The following is a 14,388-nucleotide window of genomic DNA, read 5'->3' on the forward strand; positions in this document are numbered from 1 at the left end:
TTGTCTTTGTAGGGAGTGAGGTAATAATAGATCTCAAATTTAATGTTATTTTTTCAAAAAGATTCTAGCCTAGTTTAATAGTATTTAGATTTTATTGAGAGACCTTTATTGAAAATGCTAAATGTGTTAATATCTCTCATTATAAGAATCTATCTTTATTGCGAGAAGTAAAACCTGATGTACCGCATATTACCAATATTCAGCCCAAGAATCCAAAGCCCGACGATATTTTACAGGGACACGTTTCGCCACTACTGTAGCTGATGTTAAAGTAATGACAGTTGATACTGAGATAATATCAACTATTACTACAAATAAAATCAAGTTAGTCATAATCAACTTTAACTTTGGACAACCTCACGGTATCAAAGGAATACTGATGAACAAATCTCTTCGATTTTGAGCTTAGAACTATTATTCTGATATAAAAATCGAAAAACAAAAATTTTCTTAGTAGATGTTTTTACCATGTATAATTCACTTAAACATCTACTATCATATTTATTATGCATAAAGTAAAAAAAAACATTTAACTTGTTTCATAACTAATATAATCAAAGTTGTATATACCATACATTTATAAGTATATTTTTATTATAAATGAAAAAAATGCCTCTAATGAATAAAATAATTGTGCCTAGCAAATTAGATGATAAAGTTTTAGAAGGGCTATTTTTGACATTTGTAAATACTCCAAAAGATTTGGATTTGGAGTTACCATTAGAAATTAACTACAGAGGATTTGGTATTTTGCCCAAATTATTTCTTGTAATATTCACTTGGGTTAGAAATAAAAACGGAAAACTCATAATTCCTATTGATATAAACAATGAATCAACTCTTTCAGAATTTGCTCAAAGCTATTTTGGCTATATTGTGCTATTAACAGTTTGGAAAGATTGTGATATAGAAAATCCATTAGGAGAATCCTTAAAAAGAGCCTTACGTCCATATACATCCCAATTTCATAACAAAATTGATTTTCTTAAAGGATTGCCAAACGATGCCATTCTAATCCCGAATTTTGATCATTATTCAAAATCACAAGGCTACTCTCATTGGTTTTATACTTTAAATTACGATTTTTTCGAAGTACCATCAGCATTGAATAATACAGTATATCGTGTTTTTGAATGTTTAAGTATAAATCTTAAAAGTAAAATCATTAATTCTAATAGTGGAATAATCGAAGATCTCCAATCAATCTTATGGGAATTAATGCGAAATACACATGAGCATGCAATCAAAGATCACTTAAATCAAATTAACATATCTCCAAATACACGTGGAGCATATTTTAGGATTCAACGAAGTTCTAAGAGAAACTTTATTAAAGAAGCTAAATCTCATAAAGGCTTAATTTCCTACTACGAAAACGCTCTGGAAGAGGGTGATAATTTCATGTTAGAGGTTTCTGTATTCGATAGTGGCCCTGGTTTAGTAAAGAGATTTTTAGGAGCGAAATGGGAAGATAATCTAAATATTCGAGATGATGTTAATACGATTAAGCAATGTCTGATTAAGGGACAAACTTCGGTAGTTACATCTAAGGGGTTAAGTAAAGGTTTTGGATTGGACCATGTCCTTAAACTGTTAAGCAAAAAACATGGTTTCTTAAAAATAAGAACTGGACGAGCCAGTTTATACCGTGATTTGATTAAAGCACCTTATTTTAAAACTCAGGATTTATCAGAAGTGGTATTAAATGATTGGATAAACAGTTCTAATAGTTCATACGTCAACATGAATAACACTGAAGGAGCGATGATTACTATGGTGTATCCTATAAATGAAATCAAATGAAGAAATGCTACATATTTAGTTTCATCCATGATATCATTATCTCCGATCAGGGTGAAAAGAAAATTAATACCTTGGTTTTATTTTTTCCTTATAAAAATATCGAAAGGGATACAGAAGATGTTCAACTCCAACTAAGAGAATATTTCTATAAGAATATACCACCAGATAAAATAACAATTATATGCCCTGAATTTAACCAGGTTGAAGTCACAAAGATATTCAAAAAGGGATCTACAATTTATTCTTATATACCACATTTTGAAGGTGATGGTTTCAATGATAATATAAGTGCAATATCAATAAATAAATATGGTGTATTTAAAACATTCATAGGTACCGAAGTTAATATTGATCATATAGATGAAATTTACAATCGTGGTTTAATTAAGATATTTAATGCAAACGGTGGTTTAATAATCTCTAAATCGGCCCATCATTTTGTTTTCCCATCAGGAAAGCATTGTGATCGGTTTTTAAGGACAGGTAACGTTTTGATACACGGTTCAGAAATACTGTTTATTGTATCAGCCCTAATTAAAAAATTTAAAAACAAAAGGTTCGAAAATATCTATTGCGATACTTCATCTATCAATTCACTAGCTTATTCCTATATAACATTTCTTAAGGAACTAGATAATGACTATAATGCGTGCGTTAGAGTTGAGAGCTTTGGAAGCTACAAGTTATTTGAGGAATCAAAGTTTACAACTGAAAGAGGTAGTTTATTTTTAATTTCAAGTAGTACGTCAGGTAGTATTATCAGAAGAATGACTGAGGATAAGCGGAGAAATATCGAATTAGAAAATATAGCAATTATATATGGACTGAGTGTAGATGACAGCTTTAATGGTCAAGTAATTTGTGACTTGACTATTGATCCCATTCACAACCCAGATGGGTTAACTGAATTTAAAAGCTATAATCCATTAAAAGGAAAGTCTTGTAATCTCTGTAAAGACGCTTCAAAACCTATTGAAGTTCAGGGTGATGTATTCTTATTAGAAAAACCGAATGTAGTTGGACAATTGATTTCTAAACTTGATGCTCCTTCCTTTCTAAATAAAATAGGATCGTTTTATGAAAAATCTAAAGACTCTAAAAATGCAGTGCTAAAATGTTACTTCAAGGATGATGGAGATGAAAAAAAGTATGATGTGTATATTGATATAGCCGAAATCCTCGGTGAGTGGGAAAATCGAAACAATAACAAGGCTCTATATAGTAAGGTATTTGAAAAGTTAGAGAAATATGTCCTGCAAAACATTCCCGCTTCATTGAAATATATGATTGTTTTATCAGACGAGGCCTCTACAACTTTAGCAGAAATTATTTCTGAAATATTAAATCAAAACGGACTTCCTTTTAATAATAATAATATAATAAAAGATTATGACCTTAAGAAAATTGATAAGAAGAAAAAAGGAACTATTGCTGTCATAAGTTCTTCTATTGTGTCAGGAAGAAACCTATTGTTTTTGGGTAGAGCCCTTCGGGATTTTGAATTAACTTATCAAAAGATGTTTTTTACATTTATCAATCGGACACAAAATCCAAAACACTGTGAATTTTTGGAATCAAATTTAGGGTTAGGTGAGTTTGGTAAAAACACGAATAGGATTATTAGCGTGGAAAAAATATACTGCTCTGACCAAGCTTATAAAACTTCATGGCATATGGAGTTAGATTATGTTAAAGAAATAGAACAATATTGTGATTCCAAAGAAGATGAGTTTCCTAAAACATTAAAACACTGCAGAGAAAGAGAAGTAATATTAAACGAAAGCGGTCTAACGAATGGATTAATAGATAATTTATTTTTCCCCTCTACAGTAGATGACAAACCTTTAAAAATTCGTAAAGGTTTTGCATTCGCCCCAAATATTAAGTACTTTATTGCTCGATCTACTCAATCAGAAATCTACTTTATAATTTCTTGCATAATTAACGAATTAAGGATTCAAGGACGATTAGATCAAAGCGAATATGTTCGAAATGTTTTAGATCCTGGCAATTTTATTAGATACAATGATGGTATCATACAAGCATGTTTATTAAGAGCGGCTACCACTGAAGAATTAAGATATGATCTAACAGATGAAATGGGTTCTCAAATGAAACGAGTTCTTGGAGATATGATAATTCACTATGGTGACAACCACTCTGAAGGGTTAAATGAATTCTTCTATGCAATTGCCATTAAAAAGCTGCGATTAAAAGAGAATATTATTCAAGAATGCATAGACTTACTTGAAGATCAAAAAGCATACTTACATGGAGATTCTATACTCAAAGGGCTTATTGGCTTTATAAAGGACAAAGTTTTGATTCCAAAAAATATCACTGAAGACTTTATGAAATTCAGCGAAAAGCAAATAATAGTTGAATAAAGATAAATAATTAGTTTTCGAAAGCCTATTTTCTGTTCTGTGTCATTAATTATAAATTTTGAGTCGTAAACCGTTTTTAAGTAAATTATCCTCGGCTTCAATTAGATCTTCGATCAATATATAATTGAAGAAAGTGTTTTAAGGATAGAGGAATAATATGAGTTTTTACTCAACTTAAAGTGACAAGATTTTTAAAGAGATTTAGTAAACCAATATGAAACAATCATTAAGAGGAAAATTTTATGGACAGACCAATAGAACTATTAGTCTGAACGGAATAACACTTACTGATACAGTTTATACACACAATAAAGTAGATTGGCATTATCATGAGCATGCTTATTTCACTTTCATTCTCGAAGGTAACGTTATAGAAGGAAATAAAAAGGAAATTTATAATTGTGCACCCGGAAGCTTACTTTTTCACAACTGGCAAGAACCACATTATAATATCAAAAATAAGGGATTTACCAGAGGATTTCATCTAGAGATTGATAAAAAATGGTTTGATAATTTAGCATTATCCTGCGATGGTCTGCAAGGAAGCACCAATATTTTAAATCCAGATATTAAGCTCCTAATGTATAAGGTTTTTAGGGCTACGAAAATCGATGACATGTGTATAGATATTTCCATTCAAAGCTTACTAATAGAAATGTTATCAAAAATGAATTGCAATACTCAGTCAACGTTACATAAGATGCCCAGGTGGGTATTAATGATTGATGAAATCCTCCATGACCAATTCGCAGAAACAACCACTTTGGATGAATTGTCGAGGATGCTAGATATTCATCCAATTCATCTTTCACGCGATTTTTCAAAATATTTTAACTGTAATTTAGGGGAATATATTAGAAAATTAAAAGTTGAGAAAGCTTTATCCTTAATAGCACTACAAAATAAATCATTCACTGAAATTGCTTACGAATGCGGGTTTTCTGATCAAAGTCATTTTACGCGATGTTTCAAGGAATTTAATGGATTGAACCCTTCAAGACATCGAAAATTGCTTTTTACATAAATAGCCTGATGTTAATCTCATACAATTTTTAAAATACTTAGCATCGTAGTTTTGCATTTAAATTTATAACGTTAAACTATGAAAAATATCTTTTTGTTAATTTTAATTAACCTAGCTAATTTTATTGCCTCTGCCCAAATTCCCGATCTCTACAAAACAGATGGAATTGTTGGAGAATTACACAGATCTAACATTGGAAGAGTCACTTTTATGAATGAAAATATCCCATTAAACGAATATCAAAGTTCTGACTTTTTGAAATCCTTTGAACTGACTCATAATTCAGACCTAAATATTAGGGTCTTTATGGATAATTCAGTAGCAAATTATTTACACCGATTGGCTCCGCACTTGTCCGCAGAAGAACTTTTGAAGGCCGGCAATCTCCAATTTACTTTCTATGTCGACAATAAATTTATTTATCAAGAAAATATTGATCAAGGATGCAATTTTGGTTCAGGAGGGAGTAAAAACACTTCAACAATATTTAGAGTTCCCCTGACCAGTTCAAAAGGAGAAGATTGGTGGGCGATGTATATGTGGGAAAGGTTTAAACTTAATGGAGGAGAAAAAGCATTGACTGATGGTAATCATCAACTCAAAATTGAAATCAGACCCTACATAAAAATAGATGAAACTATTAAGGTCGGCAGTCTTATAGCAGATGGTCAGATTAAACTAATCATAAAAACACCTAAACTAACAGCAGAGGATATTAGAATCCAGCCTATTCAACCAAACAGCGGTTGGGTGATTTCGAATTTTCAATTTGACAAAAAGAAAATTGAAATGCTTAATGCCGCAATTGCTAGCTATAGCCTAAAGGATATAACAAGTGTTGTCGTCATCCATGATGGAAAATTAATGCTTGAAGAGTATTTTAACGGTGCTAAAAGGAGTACACTGCATGACACCCGCTCGGCTGGAAAATCTTTTACATCAACGCTAATGGGAATAGCTATCAAAGATGGATATATCAAAAACGAATACCAAACGCTTAACACATTTTATAATTTAAAACAATTTGCAAATTACGAAGCAAAAAAAGACAGTGTAAGAATTAAAGATTTACTTAGCATGAGTTCTGCATTTAATGGTTCTGATGCAAATAGTGATTCACCCGGCAATGAAGAAAATATGTACCCTACAAATAACTGGGTGAAATTTACTTTGGACTTACCTATGGATAAAGCTAAAACAAACGGTGGAAAATGGGATTACTTCACTGCTGGCGTGGTAGTATTAGGTGATCTTCTAAATAAAAATATTCCTGAAGGTCTAGAAAAATATGCTGATGAAAAACTTTTTAAGCCATTAAATATAACGAATTACCAATGGCAATATACTCCACAAAAAGTTGTAAATACTGCTGGAAGCTTACAAATGACATCTTTAGATTATGCAAAATATGCACAATTGTATAAGAACAATGGTGTTTGGAATGGTAAGCAGATAATTCCAAGTGAATGGGTTCAAAAGACTCTCACGCATCAAATCCAAATTCAGGAACGTGATAATCAATTTTATGGTTATTTGTTTTGGAATAAAAGTCTTCTTTTCAATGGCGTAAATCATGAAATTTATTATTGCGCTGGAAATGGTGGAAATGAATTTCTAATTTTCAAAGATCTACCCCTTGTCATTATCATAACCTCAAAAGCCTTTAATAAACCATACGGGCATCCTCAGGCTGATAAAATTATAGTAGATTATTTATTGCCTGCAATATTGAACTAGCACAATTTAATATTCCAATACCTCTAATACTTATTTAGAAATCGAAGAATCTTCACTAACACAAGCTCATGGTCAACTTATTTGATAGAGATCAGACTATAATTGAAACTTCAGATACTCTAATGGTGTTTTTCCGGTATAGGCTTTAAAATCTTTCAGAAAATGATTTGAATCGTAGTATCCGTTTGATATTGCGATTCGCATCAAATCAACCTTCTCACTTCCAACCAATTCAAGGTATGCATGAATAAAACGTTGAAGCTGAATGTACTCTTTGGGTAAGAGTCCAATATTTTTCACGAAACTTCTCTCTAACCACTTATAGTTTACGCCTGCATTATTGCTTACATTTTGTACAGTGCTGTTCCCTTTTATTTTATGGATGTAGTCTAATGTATTTTGTAAAGTTTTAGGGATGCCAGTCTTCATAAAAGAATTCTGAACATATGTTTCGACAAATGCTATTTTTTCTTCAATTAAATTGTATCCAAAAAATTCTTCTATACTGAAATTACTATCCTTAGCAATATATTCAAATGGAATAATTGGACTATTCCTAAAATATTGAGCGTCTAAACCAAACAACTGATAGAAAGCACTTGGATAGAATCGAACTATAAAGATCTGATCTGTATTATTATTATATTTTACATAAACATTTTTAATTGAGCCAGCACTTGCCCATGCAGCTTTAATTTCGAATGCATTGTTTTCTTCTGTTACCGCTATTGTGTCTTCGCAGCTTTGTAAAAATACAAGCACAGGAAAGCCATCGTTAAAAACAAGATGTGTATCCTTATTTGTTTCTCTGGAGAAAACATAAAACCCCTCGATAACAGATTCAATTTCTATTGATGGGCTAATTGTATAAGCTTCCTCATTAAATTCTCCTAATTGTATCTTCTTCAGATAATTTATTGGCATGCAGCAAATTTACGGGAAATGTTAATGACTCGAAAATAATACCCTGTCTAATATTTACTATGAGCACCATTTAAATACCCATAGCTTTGTGCAGAACTGAGTGATACTGCTTATGATTGTTAAAACAGAAGAAGACTTACAGGGTATAAAGAAAGTGAGTGAGGCTGTTGCACTTACCTTACGAAAAATGAAAGCATTTGCCCAGATAGGTATGTCTACAAAAGAAATTGATGAATACGGAAGACAAAACCTAGAAGCTCTTGGTGCAAGATCTGCTCCATTCGAAACTTATGGTTTTCCTGGATATAGCTGCATCAGCGTCAACAATGAGTTTGCTCATGGCATTCCATCAGACAAGGTCATTCTGAAAAACGGTAACATTATTAACATTGATGTATCTGCAGAGCTAGGTGGTTATTGGTCTGACAATGGATGCTCATTTGTTGTTGGTGAAGATATTCAAGGTTTACAACATTTGATAGATACTTCAAAAGAAATATTACTGGATGCAATCTCTCATATTAGCGGAGGAGTAAGAATTTCTGATATTGGAAAACAGATAGAAACCAAAGCTAAAAAAGCAGGATATACTGTTATCCGAGATCTGGGTGGTCATGGAGTCGGACGAAGTTTACATGAAGAACCAGACGCGATAATGAATTACTATGACCGTTATGATAAAAGGCGATTTAGAAAGGATTCTATTGTAGCTATTGAAACATTTATCTCCACCAAATCCACATTTATTAAAACAGCGTCGGATGATTGGGCCTTTTTAGGCGATAAAGGTGGATTTGTAGCTCAACATGAACACACAATATTGATAACGCACGACAAACCAATAATCTTGACAGCAGCGAATGGGATATAAGTATATATTTTAAAGTTAAAGCTATATACTTATATCCTCCGATGACACATGCACTTATATCAATTACCTTCTAAGGCATATTCTTTTTCTCGAACCTCCAGTTTGAATTCTTTGCAAGTCCGGCTGGCTCGCCTGTAAACATCTTACCAGCTTCTACATCGTCCATTAACTGCCATTTATACCACGCTGTGGCAAGCTTAGCGAATTCGCCGCCATGCGGCTGACCGTAAGTACCACCATGTCCTACATCCATATTGGCAACAAAAACCGGGACATGATTTATTTGTCGGTAATCATCTATTCCATTCGCATAAGCGATGTCTTCTTCTCCTCCAAGCATATACAATGTTGGCGAATGAATTTTCTTAAGGTTCTCTTTCGTGAGGTTCGGCATATTACTTATACCGTTTCCAGGAGTATTAAAAATACCACTATTATAAACGACTACGGTGCTAACACGTGGATCGGAAGCAACTTCCAGCGTTTGCAAACCACCGCAAGACATACCGCTCACTGCTACGTTCTCTATATCAATTTTATTGTAATAAGGACTATTCTTATCTCCATTCTGAGCAATAGCCCAATTAATTGCATCGGTTAGTTGTGTCGATGTTGATCTTCCACTTCCCTTCTCTCCTTCCATTGGCATAGGACCAATTGCAACTACAAGAAAACCATAGGATGAAACTTCAGATAAAAAATTTACATGTTCCCATGGGGAGTTTGCACAAGCACCGTTACCCCACGCAATTATTGGCAGCTTTTGGTTATTGCCGAAAGAGCTCAAATCTTTTGGCCGAAAAACTGTATGACTGGGCAATGTAGCTTCTGAAAGCATAATGGCATTATAGGGGCCAGTTCCGCCATCCTCAATCACTCTTGAAGAAGTTCGAATAGGATCTGCCGTCTGTTGTGCATATACCGGAGTTAAAACGCTCAATAAGGAAACGCAAAAAAGCGTGAAGATTGTAATTTTCTTAATCATAAGGTTCATTTTGTATTATAATTGATATTTATTTCTCAATGAGAATTTTATCAGTTGGGTAACTAACTGTCATTCTCAATTGCACAAAATACAATTTTTTAAGAAGTTTTTTCTTATACTTCGTTTGCAACCCTGGCAAATTTATCTCTGTACTCAATTGGAGTAAGCCCTGTAATTTTTTTAAAGATATCCCTAAATGCTTTCGTATCAGTATAACCCACATTAAACATAATTTCCGATACATTCTTTCTCGAGCCCTCAAAGGAAAGTTTAGCAGCTTCGATTCTCACTCTTTGTATATACCCTACAGGAGTGTTGTTGGTAGCCTCTTTAAATCTCCGTTCAAAAGTTCTACGGCCAGTATTGATTAAGCTTGCCAACTTTTCTATTGTTATTTTATCATCATAGTGCTTTTCAATATAATCTTGCACTATTTGAATATCTGCATCCCCATGGTTTCTTTGACCTCTGAATATAGCAAATTGAGATTGGCTATCCCTCCCAATATCTAAAGCGAAGTATTTTGCAATCATTATAGCCACCTCTCTGTCAGCAAACTTTTCTATCAAGTATAATATTAAATTCCATAAACTACTTGCTCCGCCACTGCTGTAAATATTATCATGCTCTGTTATAATAGCTCCGTCTTCTACTTCTACATCCGGATATCTTTCTCTAAACTCATTGATATGTGCCCAATGTGTAGAACATTTTTTACCGTTCAATAAACCTGTTTCAGCTAATAGAAAGGCGCCAATACACAAACTGGCTAAGCTCGAACCATTCTCATGTAATCGTTTAAAATAAGGTATTGCCTCTGCATTGGCCAATATTCCCTTGGAGGTATCGCCAAATGTAGGAGGTAAAAAGTAAATCCGTTGTAATTACGTCTTTCAATAACCTATCGGTTTTTATGGTGTATTCACCATTATTAGCCGGTACATATTCATTTAAGCCTACGTACTCTACCTCAAAAATGGGCTTTTTACCAAATGTTGTTAAAAACTCATTAGCTGTATGAAAGCTTCTAAATGGTGGAGTAACGGCTTCAATTACTCCAAATTCTGGCACAAAGACTGAAATTCGCATATCAATTGATTTCTATACTATAAATATATTAAAATAGATTGTCATAATAACCCCTTAAGGTTGTCGCTTTTACAACCTGTGAAATTTTAAATCCTATCGTACTTTTGAATAGTAAAATTGTTATCAATTAAAAAACGAAAGAAATGAAAAAGAATAAAACAATCTTTTGGGTGGCAACTGGTATTATAATACTTTGGGAAGGTATCATGCCACTTAGCACCTTATTATTTACACCAGAATATGTAAATATGGGCACAAAACCTCTGGGCTATCCAGATTACTTTGCCCAAACACTTATCATCTGTAAAGCACTTGGTGTTTTTGCTATCGCATATCCTAAAACACCAGCCACGCTGAAAGAATGGGCATATGCAGGGCTCACATTTAATTTAATCTTTGCATTTATTAGTCATGCCTATGTAGATCAAAATATTGGGTATATGCTCCTGCCTCTTGTGGTGTTGGGCATTCTCGCTATTTCTTATGTTTATAATAGAAAAATTCAGCATCATGGCTAAGTCCTGTTACAAAAAACAATTAAATTAATCACAAATCTAAATTCAATAAAAATGGCAAATTCAGTTTCATTACACAGGGTAATTAAGGCAAGTCCCGAAAAAGTATTTCGGGCATTTTCAGACCCTACAGCACATTCCACCTGGCTGCCGCCTTATGGCTTCGTATGTACCGTACAACAAATGGATTTTAAAGTGGGTGGTCAATATAAAATGACCTTTATCAATTTCAGTACAGGTAACGGACATTCTTTTGGTGGACAGTATATTGAAATCAAACCCAATGAATTGATTAAATACAACGACAGGTTTGACGATCCTAATTTACCCGGAGAGATGACCACAACTGTATGGTTGAAAAAAGTAATAGGCGGTACAGATCTTAAAGTACTGCAAGAAGGAATTCCTGAAGCAATACCAGCTGAAATGTGCTATTTAGGTTGGCAAGACTCGCTTGAGAAATTGATAAAATTGGTAGAGCCTGAAATTCCGGATGCTTAATATACAATATGATTGAGCATCTCCACGATAAATTAATCAATGCAGTTTTCGTAACCTTTTCCGGAAATTGTAAACAGGCTCTCACATTCTACCAAACCTGCTTTGGGGGCCTGTTGCAATTTGAAACTTTCGAAAAAGAATTACCGGGTTGCACAGAGCTTCCTGTTGTTAGCGGCTCTTTAGTATCAGAAAGGATAATTATTCATGGTTCTGATCTGGTGCATAATGAAGGAAGAAAGATCGGGAACTATATTTCTATTTATTTGCAGTGCGAGAACAACTATGATAGAAGGGAGCTAATTAAAAAACTGGAATCGGGTAAAAAGAGTCTTTCACTTAGCAATAGAGAGGAACAGCAGCTGATTGAAGTTACCGATATTTTTGATGTGAGGTGGGTATTTGGTGTTTAGCAACTTCATACAAACATTGAACTAATAGTAAACAAAATGAGAAAAATCAGAATATTTGAACATATCTCGCTGGACGGAGTAATCGAACAAGGCAAAGACTACGTAAATGGCGAATGGACGGCATCATATAGAAGTCCGGCTGGGCTAGAGGCCGTCATCGAGGCACAAGGCACAAATTTTGATCTGCTACTTGGTCGCCGCACCTACGATATTTGGGCCGGATATTGGCCAAAAGCTGGGGATAATCCGATAGCCAACAGTATAAATGCTGCAACGAAATACATCGCGACTCACAGACCTGACAGTCTTGAATGGGCGCCAGTTGAAGGCTTGGGCGAGGATATCATAAAAGACATTCGCGATCTAAAATCAACAGATGGACCTGACCTGATCGTTTGGGGAAGTTCAACGATAACCTCCTTGTTACTACTTGAGCAGGGACTAGTCGACGAAATTGTATTGATCGTTTACCCAGTTTTGCTTGGTCAGGGAAAACGCTTCTTTTCTGATATCGCTCACCCACGCGAACTCGCTCTCGTCAGCACGAAAACCATATCTACGGGTGTGCTCATCAACACTTATCGACACATCGGACCGCTGCAAACTTAACCCTAATATCCATAATCATCACGTCTGAAAAAAACAAAAGCCCTGATACATTCGTATCAGAGCTTTGTACCCAGCGCCGGAATCGAACCGGCACAGTTTCCTATCGGTGTTTGAGACCGACGCGTCTACCAGTTCCGCCAGCTGGGCATTGTTTGTTAGGGATGCAAATGTATTTATTAATCGCCCAACAACAAAATTTATTTCAACTATTTTTGAATCAGTTTAAAAATATCATTCCCCATTACAAAGACCATCAGAGCAACAATTATCACAAAGCCCACCAACTGAGCTGTCTCCATAAATTTATCACTCATAGGCTTCCCTTGTACCATCTCTATCAAAAGAAACATGGTATGACCACCATCCAAACCTGGAATTGGCAATAAATTCATTAAAGCCAATGCCATAGAAAGCAAACCAACCAATGTCCAGAAACGAACCCAGTTCACTTCTGCACCAAACATTTCTGCTATTCCAACCGGTCCAGATAAAGCCTTTGTCGCTTTCACTTGTCCCGTTGCTACCTTTCCAAGTCCTTTTGCATTATCAACTAATGAACCCCAAGCTCTTGAAGCACCAATTGGTAAAGACTGTAAAAAGCTATATTGAACAGTTTCAATAGGCAAATTAAATGGTATACTAACTCCTAAAGTTCCATCTTCCGGAACTTTAACCTGAAGGTTGATCTCTTGCCCTTTACGGTTAACTAAAACACCGACTTCTTTATTCTTATTCGCAGCTAATGTAGCTTGAAATTCATCAAAATACTTTACAGGTGTACCTGCTAAAGTCAAAATACTATCTCCAGCTAAGAATCCTGCCTGGTCAGCAGCACCACCTTCTTGAACGTTAGCAATCCCATTCAAATAAACCCGCTCTGTAATAAACTCATCCCTGCCAAAATCTGCAATATCATTCAATACATCGTTTGGAACTGCAATATGCTTTATTGCCCCATCACGTTCTACAGTAAGATCAACACCTCCCATTAAAACTTTTGAGCTCAATAGTTCATCAAAACGAACTACTTTCTCACCATCTACCTCTGTAATTCTATCTCCTGCAACCAGACCAATATCCTTTCCGATAGATCCGGGAACAATACCTTGAATCAGCTTATCATTACTGATAAATGCTTCGCCATATTTAAAAGTCATCATCCAGAAGATGAAAATACCCAGAACTATATTTACAAAAATACCACCTAGCATTACGATTAACCGTTGCCAGGCTGGTTTTGATCTAAACTCATGTGGTTGTGGCGGACCTGCCATTTGTTCAGTATCCATCGATTCATCAATCATTCCGGCAATTTTCACATAACCACCCAATGGCAGCCATCCAATTCCATATTCACAACCTTTATAATTAAACTTAAATAACTTCACTCCCCAGGCATCAAAAAAGAGATAAAACTTCTCTACTTTAATACCAAAAGCACGTGCAGCCAAAAAGTGACCTAATTCATGCAACACTATTAATATTGATAGGCCCAGAATTAACTGTCCGGCCATTATCAAACCATCCATATAT

The 14,388-nt window shown here is 34.5% G+C and carries 14 protein-coding genes and 1 tRNA gene; 9 read left to right on the top strand and 6 right to left on the bottom strand.

Annotated features, from left to right (window positions below; genetic code table 11):
- Positions 1-618: 618 nt before the first annotated feature.
- The 4 genes from C8N28_RS04150 (at position 619) to C8N28_RS04165 (ending at position 6,951) form a co-directional block, all read left to right on the top strand.
- Positions 619-1,803, top strand: coding sequence for a hypothetical protein (locus C8N28_RS04150; protein WP_132221804.1), 1,185 nt, complete (start codon positions 619-621; stop codon positions 1,801-1,803).
- Complete coding sequence (locus C8N28_RS04155; RefSeq protein ID WP_132221806.1) at positions 1,800-4,190, top strand: hypothetical protein; 2,391 nt, start codon at positions 1,800-1,802, stop codon at positions 4,188-4,190. The genes C8N28_RS04150 and C8N28_RS04155 overlap by 4 nt, the downstream gene beginning before the upstream one ends.
- A 214-nt stretch (positions 4,191-4,404) precedes the next feature.
- The gene (locus C8N28_RS04160) at positions 4,405-5,214 is read left to right on the top strand and encodes an AraC family transcriptional regulator (RefSeq protein WP_132221808.1); all 810 of its coding nucleotides are present in this window, start codon (positions 4,405-4,407) and stop codon (positions 5,212-5,214) included.
- 78 nt (positions 5,215-5,292) lie between these two features.
- Entirely contained in the window at positions 5,293-6,951 is a 1,659-nt protein-coding gene (locus C8N28_RS04165; RefSeq protein ID WP_132221810.1) for a serine hydrolase domain-containing protein, read from the top strand.
- A 96-nt stretch (positions 6,952-7,047) separates the two neighbouring features.
- On the opposite strand, the gene C8N28_RS04170 is transcribed toward C8N28_RS04165, so the two are convergent.
- A complete protein-coding gene (locus C8N28_RS04170; RefSeq protein WP_132221812.1) occupies positions 7,048-7,875 on the bottom strand; it encodes a helix-turn-helix domain-containing protein in 828 nt (275 codons plus the stop codon).
- Between the two features lie 112 nt (positions 7,876-7,987).
- Here C8N28_RS04170 and map point away from each other — a divergent pair, with 112 nt between their 5' ends.
- The gene (gene map, locus C8N28_RS04175) at positions 7,988-8,746 is read left to right on the top strand and encodes a type I methionyl aminopeptidase (RefSeq protein WP_132221814.1); all 759 of its coding nucleotides are present in this window, start codon (positions 7,988-7,990) and stop codon (positions 8,744-8,746) included.
- Between the two features lie 70 nt (positions 8,747-8,816).
- On the opposite strand, the gene C8N28_RS04180 is transcribed toward map, so the two are convergent.
- From C8N28_RS04180 to C8N28_RS13875, 3 genes are all read right to left on the bottom strand, one after another.
- Positions 8,817-9,731, bottom strand: coding sequence for a poly(ethylene terephthalate) hydrolase family protein (locus C8N28_RS04180; RefSeq protein ID WP_185140121.1), 915 nt, complete (start codon positions 9,729-9,731; stop codon positions 8,817-8,819).
- Between the two features lie 113 nt (positions 9,732-9,844).
- Entirely contained in the window at positions 9,845-10,561 is a 717-nt protein-coding gene (locus tag C8N28_RS04185) for a GlxA family transcriptional regulator (protein ID WP_246012744.1), read from the bottom strand.
- Positions 10,530-10,820: a hypothetical protein gene (locus C8N28_RS13875; RefSeq protein ID WP_246012745.1), complete on the bottom strand. Its 291-nt coding sequence runs from the start codon at positions 10,818-10,820 to the stop codon at positions 10,530-10,532. Before C8N28_RS13875 ends, C8N28_RS04185 begins: the two co-directional genes overlap by 32 nt.
- 143 nt (positions 10,821-10,963) lie before the next feature.
- Here C8N28_RS13875 and C8N28_RS04190 point away from each other — a divergent pair, with 143 nt between their 5' ends.
- From C8N28_RS04190 to C8N28_RS04205, 4 genes are read left to right on the top strand one after another with little or no spacing between them, the layout of a single operon-like run.
- Entirely contained in the window at positions 10,964-11,338 is a 375-nt protein-coding gene (locus C8N28_RS04190; protein ID WP_132221816.1) for a DoxX family protein, read from the top strand.
- Positions 11,339-11,389: 51 nt separating this feature from the next.
- Complete coding sequence (locus C8N28_RS04195; RefSeq protein WP_132221818.1) at positions 11,390-11,836, top strand: SRPBCC family protein; 447 nt, start codon at positions 11,390-11,392, stop codon at positions 11,834-11,836.
- 8 nt (positions 11,837-11,844) lie between these two features.
- The gene (locus tag C8N28_RS04200; RefSeq protein WP_132221820.1) at positions 11,845-12,246 is read left to right on the top strand and encodes a VOC family protein; all 402 of its coding nucleotides are present in this window, start codon (positions 11,845-11,847) and stop codon (positions 12,244-12,246) included.
- A gap of 36 nt (positions 12,247-12,282) precedes the next feature.
- Complete coding sequence (locus C8N28_RS04205; protein WP_132221822.1) at positions 12,283-12,855, top strand: dihydrofolate reductase family protein; 573 nt, start codon at positions 12,283-12,285, stop codon at positions 12,853-12,855.
- A 67-nt stretch (positions 12,856-12,922) separates the two neighbouring features.
- On the opposite strand, the gene C8N28_RS04210 is transcribed toward C8N28_RS04205, so the two are convergent.
- A tRNA-Leu gene (locus tag C8N28_RS04210) sits at positions 12,923-13,002 on the bottom strand.
- A 59-nt stretch (positions 13,003-13,061) separates the two neighbouring features.
- Complete coding sequence (gene rseP, locus C8N28_RS04215) at positions 13,062-14,384, bottom strand: RIP metalloprotease RseP (RefSeq protein ID WP_132221824.1); 1,323 nt, start codon at positions 14,382-14,384, stop codon at positions 13,062-13,064.
- Between the last annotated feature and the right edge of the window lie 4 nt (positions 14,385-14,388).

The sequence above is a fragment of the Albibacterium bauzanense genome (assembly GCF_004339765.1).
GTDB classification, from domain to species: domain Bacteria; phylum Bacteroidota; class Bacteroidia; order Sphingobacteriales; family Sphingobacteriaceae; genus Albibacterium; species Albibacterium bauzanense.

Coding starts and splice junctions, on each gene's coding strand:
- C8N28_RS04150 (WP_132221804.1), top strand. CDS start 619: ATGAATAAAATAATTGTGCCTAGCAAATTAGATGATAAAGTTTTAGAA.
- C8N28_RS04155 (WP_132221806.1), top strand. CDS start 1,800: ATGAAGAAATGCTACATATTTAGTTTCATCCATGATATCATTATCTCC.
- C8N28_RS04160 (WP_132221808.1), top strand. CDS start 4,405: ATGAAACAATCATTAAGAGGAAAATTTTATGGACAGACCAATAGAACT.
- C8N28_RS04165 (WP_132221810.1), top strand. CDS start 5,293: ATGAAAAATATCTTTTTGTTAATTTTAATTAACCTAGCTAATTTTATT.
- C8N28_RS04170 (WP_132221812.1), bottom strand. CDS start 7,875: ATGCCAATAAATTATCTGAAGAAGATACAATTAGGAGAATTTAATGAG.
- map (WP_132221814.1), top strand. CDS start 7,988: ATGATTGTTAAAACAGAAGAAGACTTACAGGGTATAAAGAAAGTGAGT.
- C8N28_RS04180 (WP_185140121.1), bottom strand. CDS start 9,731: ATGATTAAGAAAATTACAATCTTCACGCTTTTTTGCGTTTCCTTATTG.
- C8N28_RS13875 (WP_246012745.1), bottom strand. CDS start 10,820: ATGCGAATTTCAGTCTTTGTGCCAGAATTTGGAGTAATTGAAGCCGTT.
- C8N28_RS04190 (WP_132221816.1), top strand. CDS start 10,964: ATGAAAAAGAATAAAACAATCTTTTGGGTGGCAACTGGTATTATAATA.
- C8N28_RS04195 (WP_132221818.1), top strand. CDS start 11,390: ATGGCAAATTCAGTTTCATTACACAGGGTAATTAAGGCAAGTCCCGAA.
- C8N28_RS04200 (WP_132221820.1), top strand. CDS start 11,845: ATGATTGAGCATCTCCACGATAAATTAATCAATGCAGTTTTCGTAACC.
- C8N28_RS04205 (WP_132221822.1), top strand. CDS start 12,283: ATGAGAAAAATCAGAATATTTGAACATATCTCGCTGGACGGAGTAATC.
- rseP (WP_132221824.1), bottom strand. CDS start 14,384: ATGGATGGTTTGATAATGGCCGGACAGTTAATTCTGGGCCTATCAATA.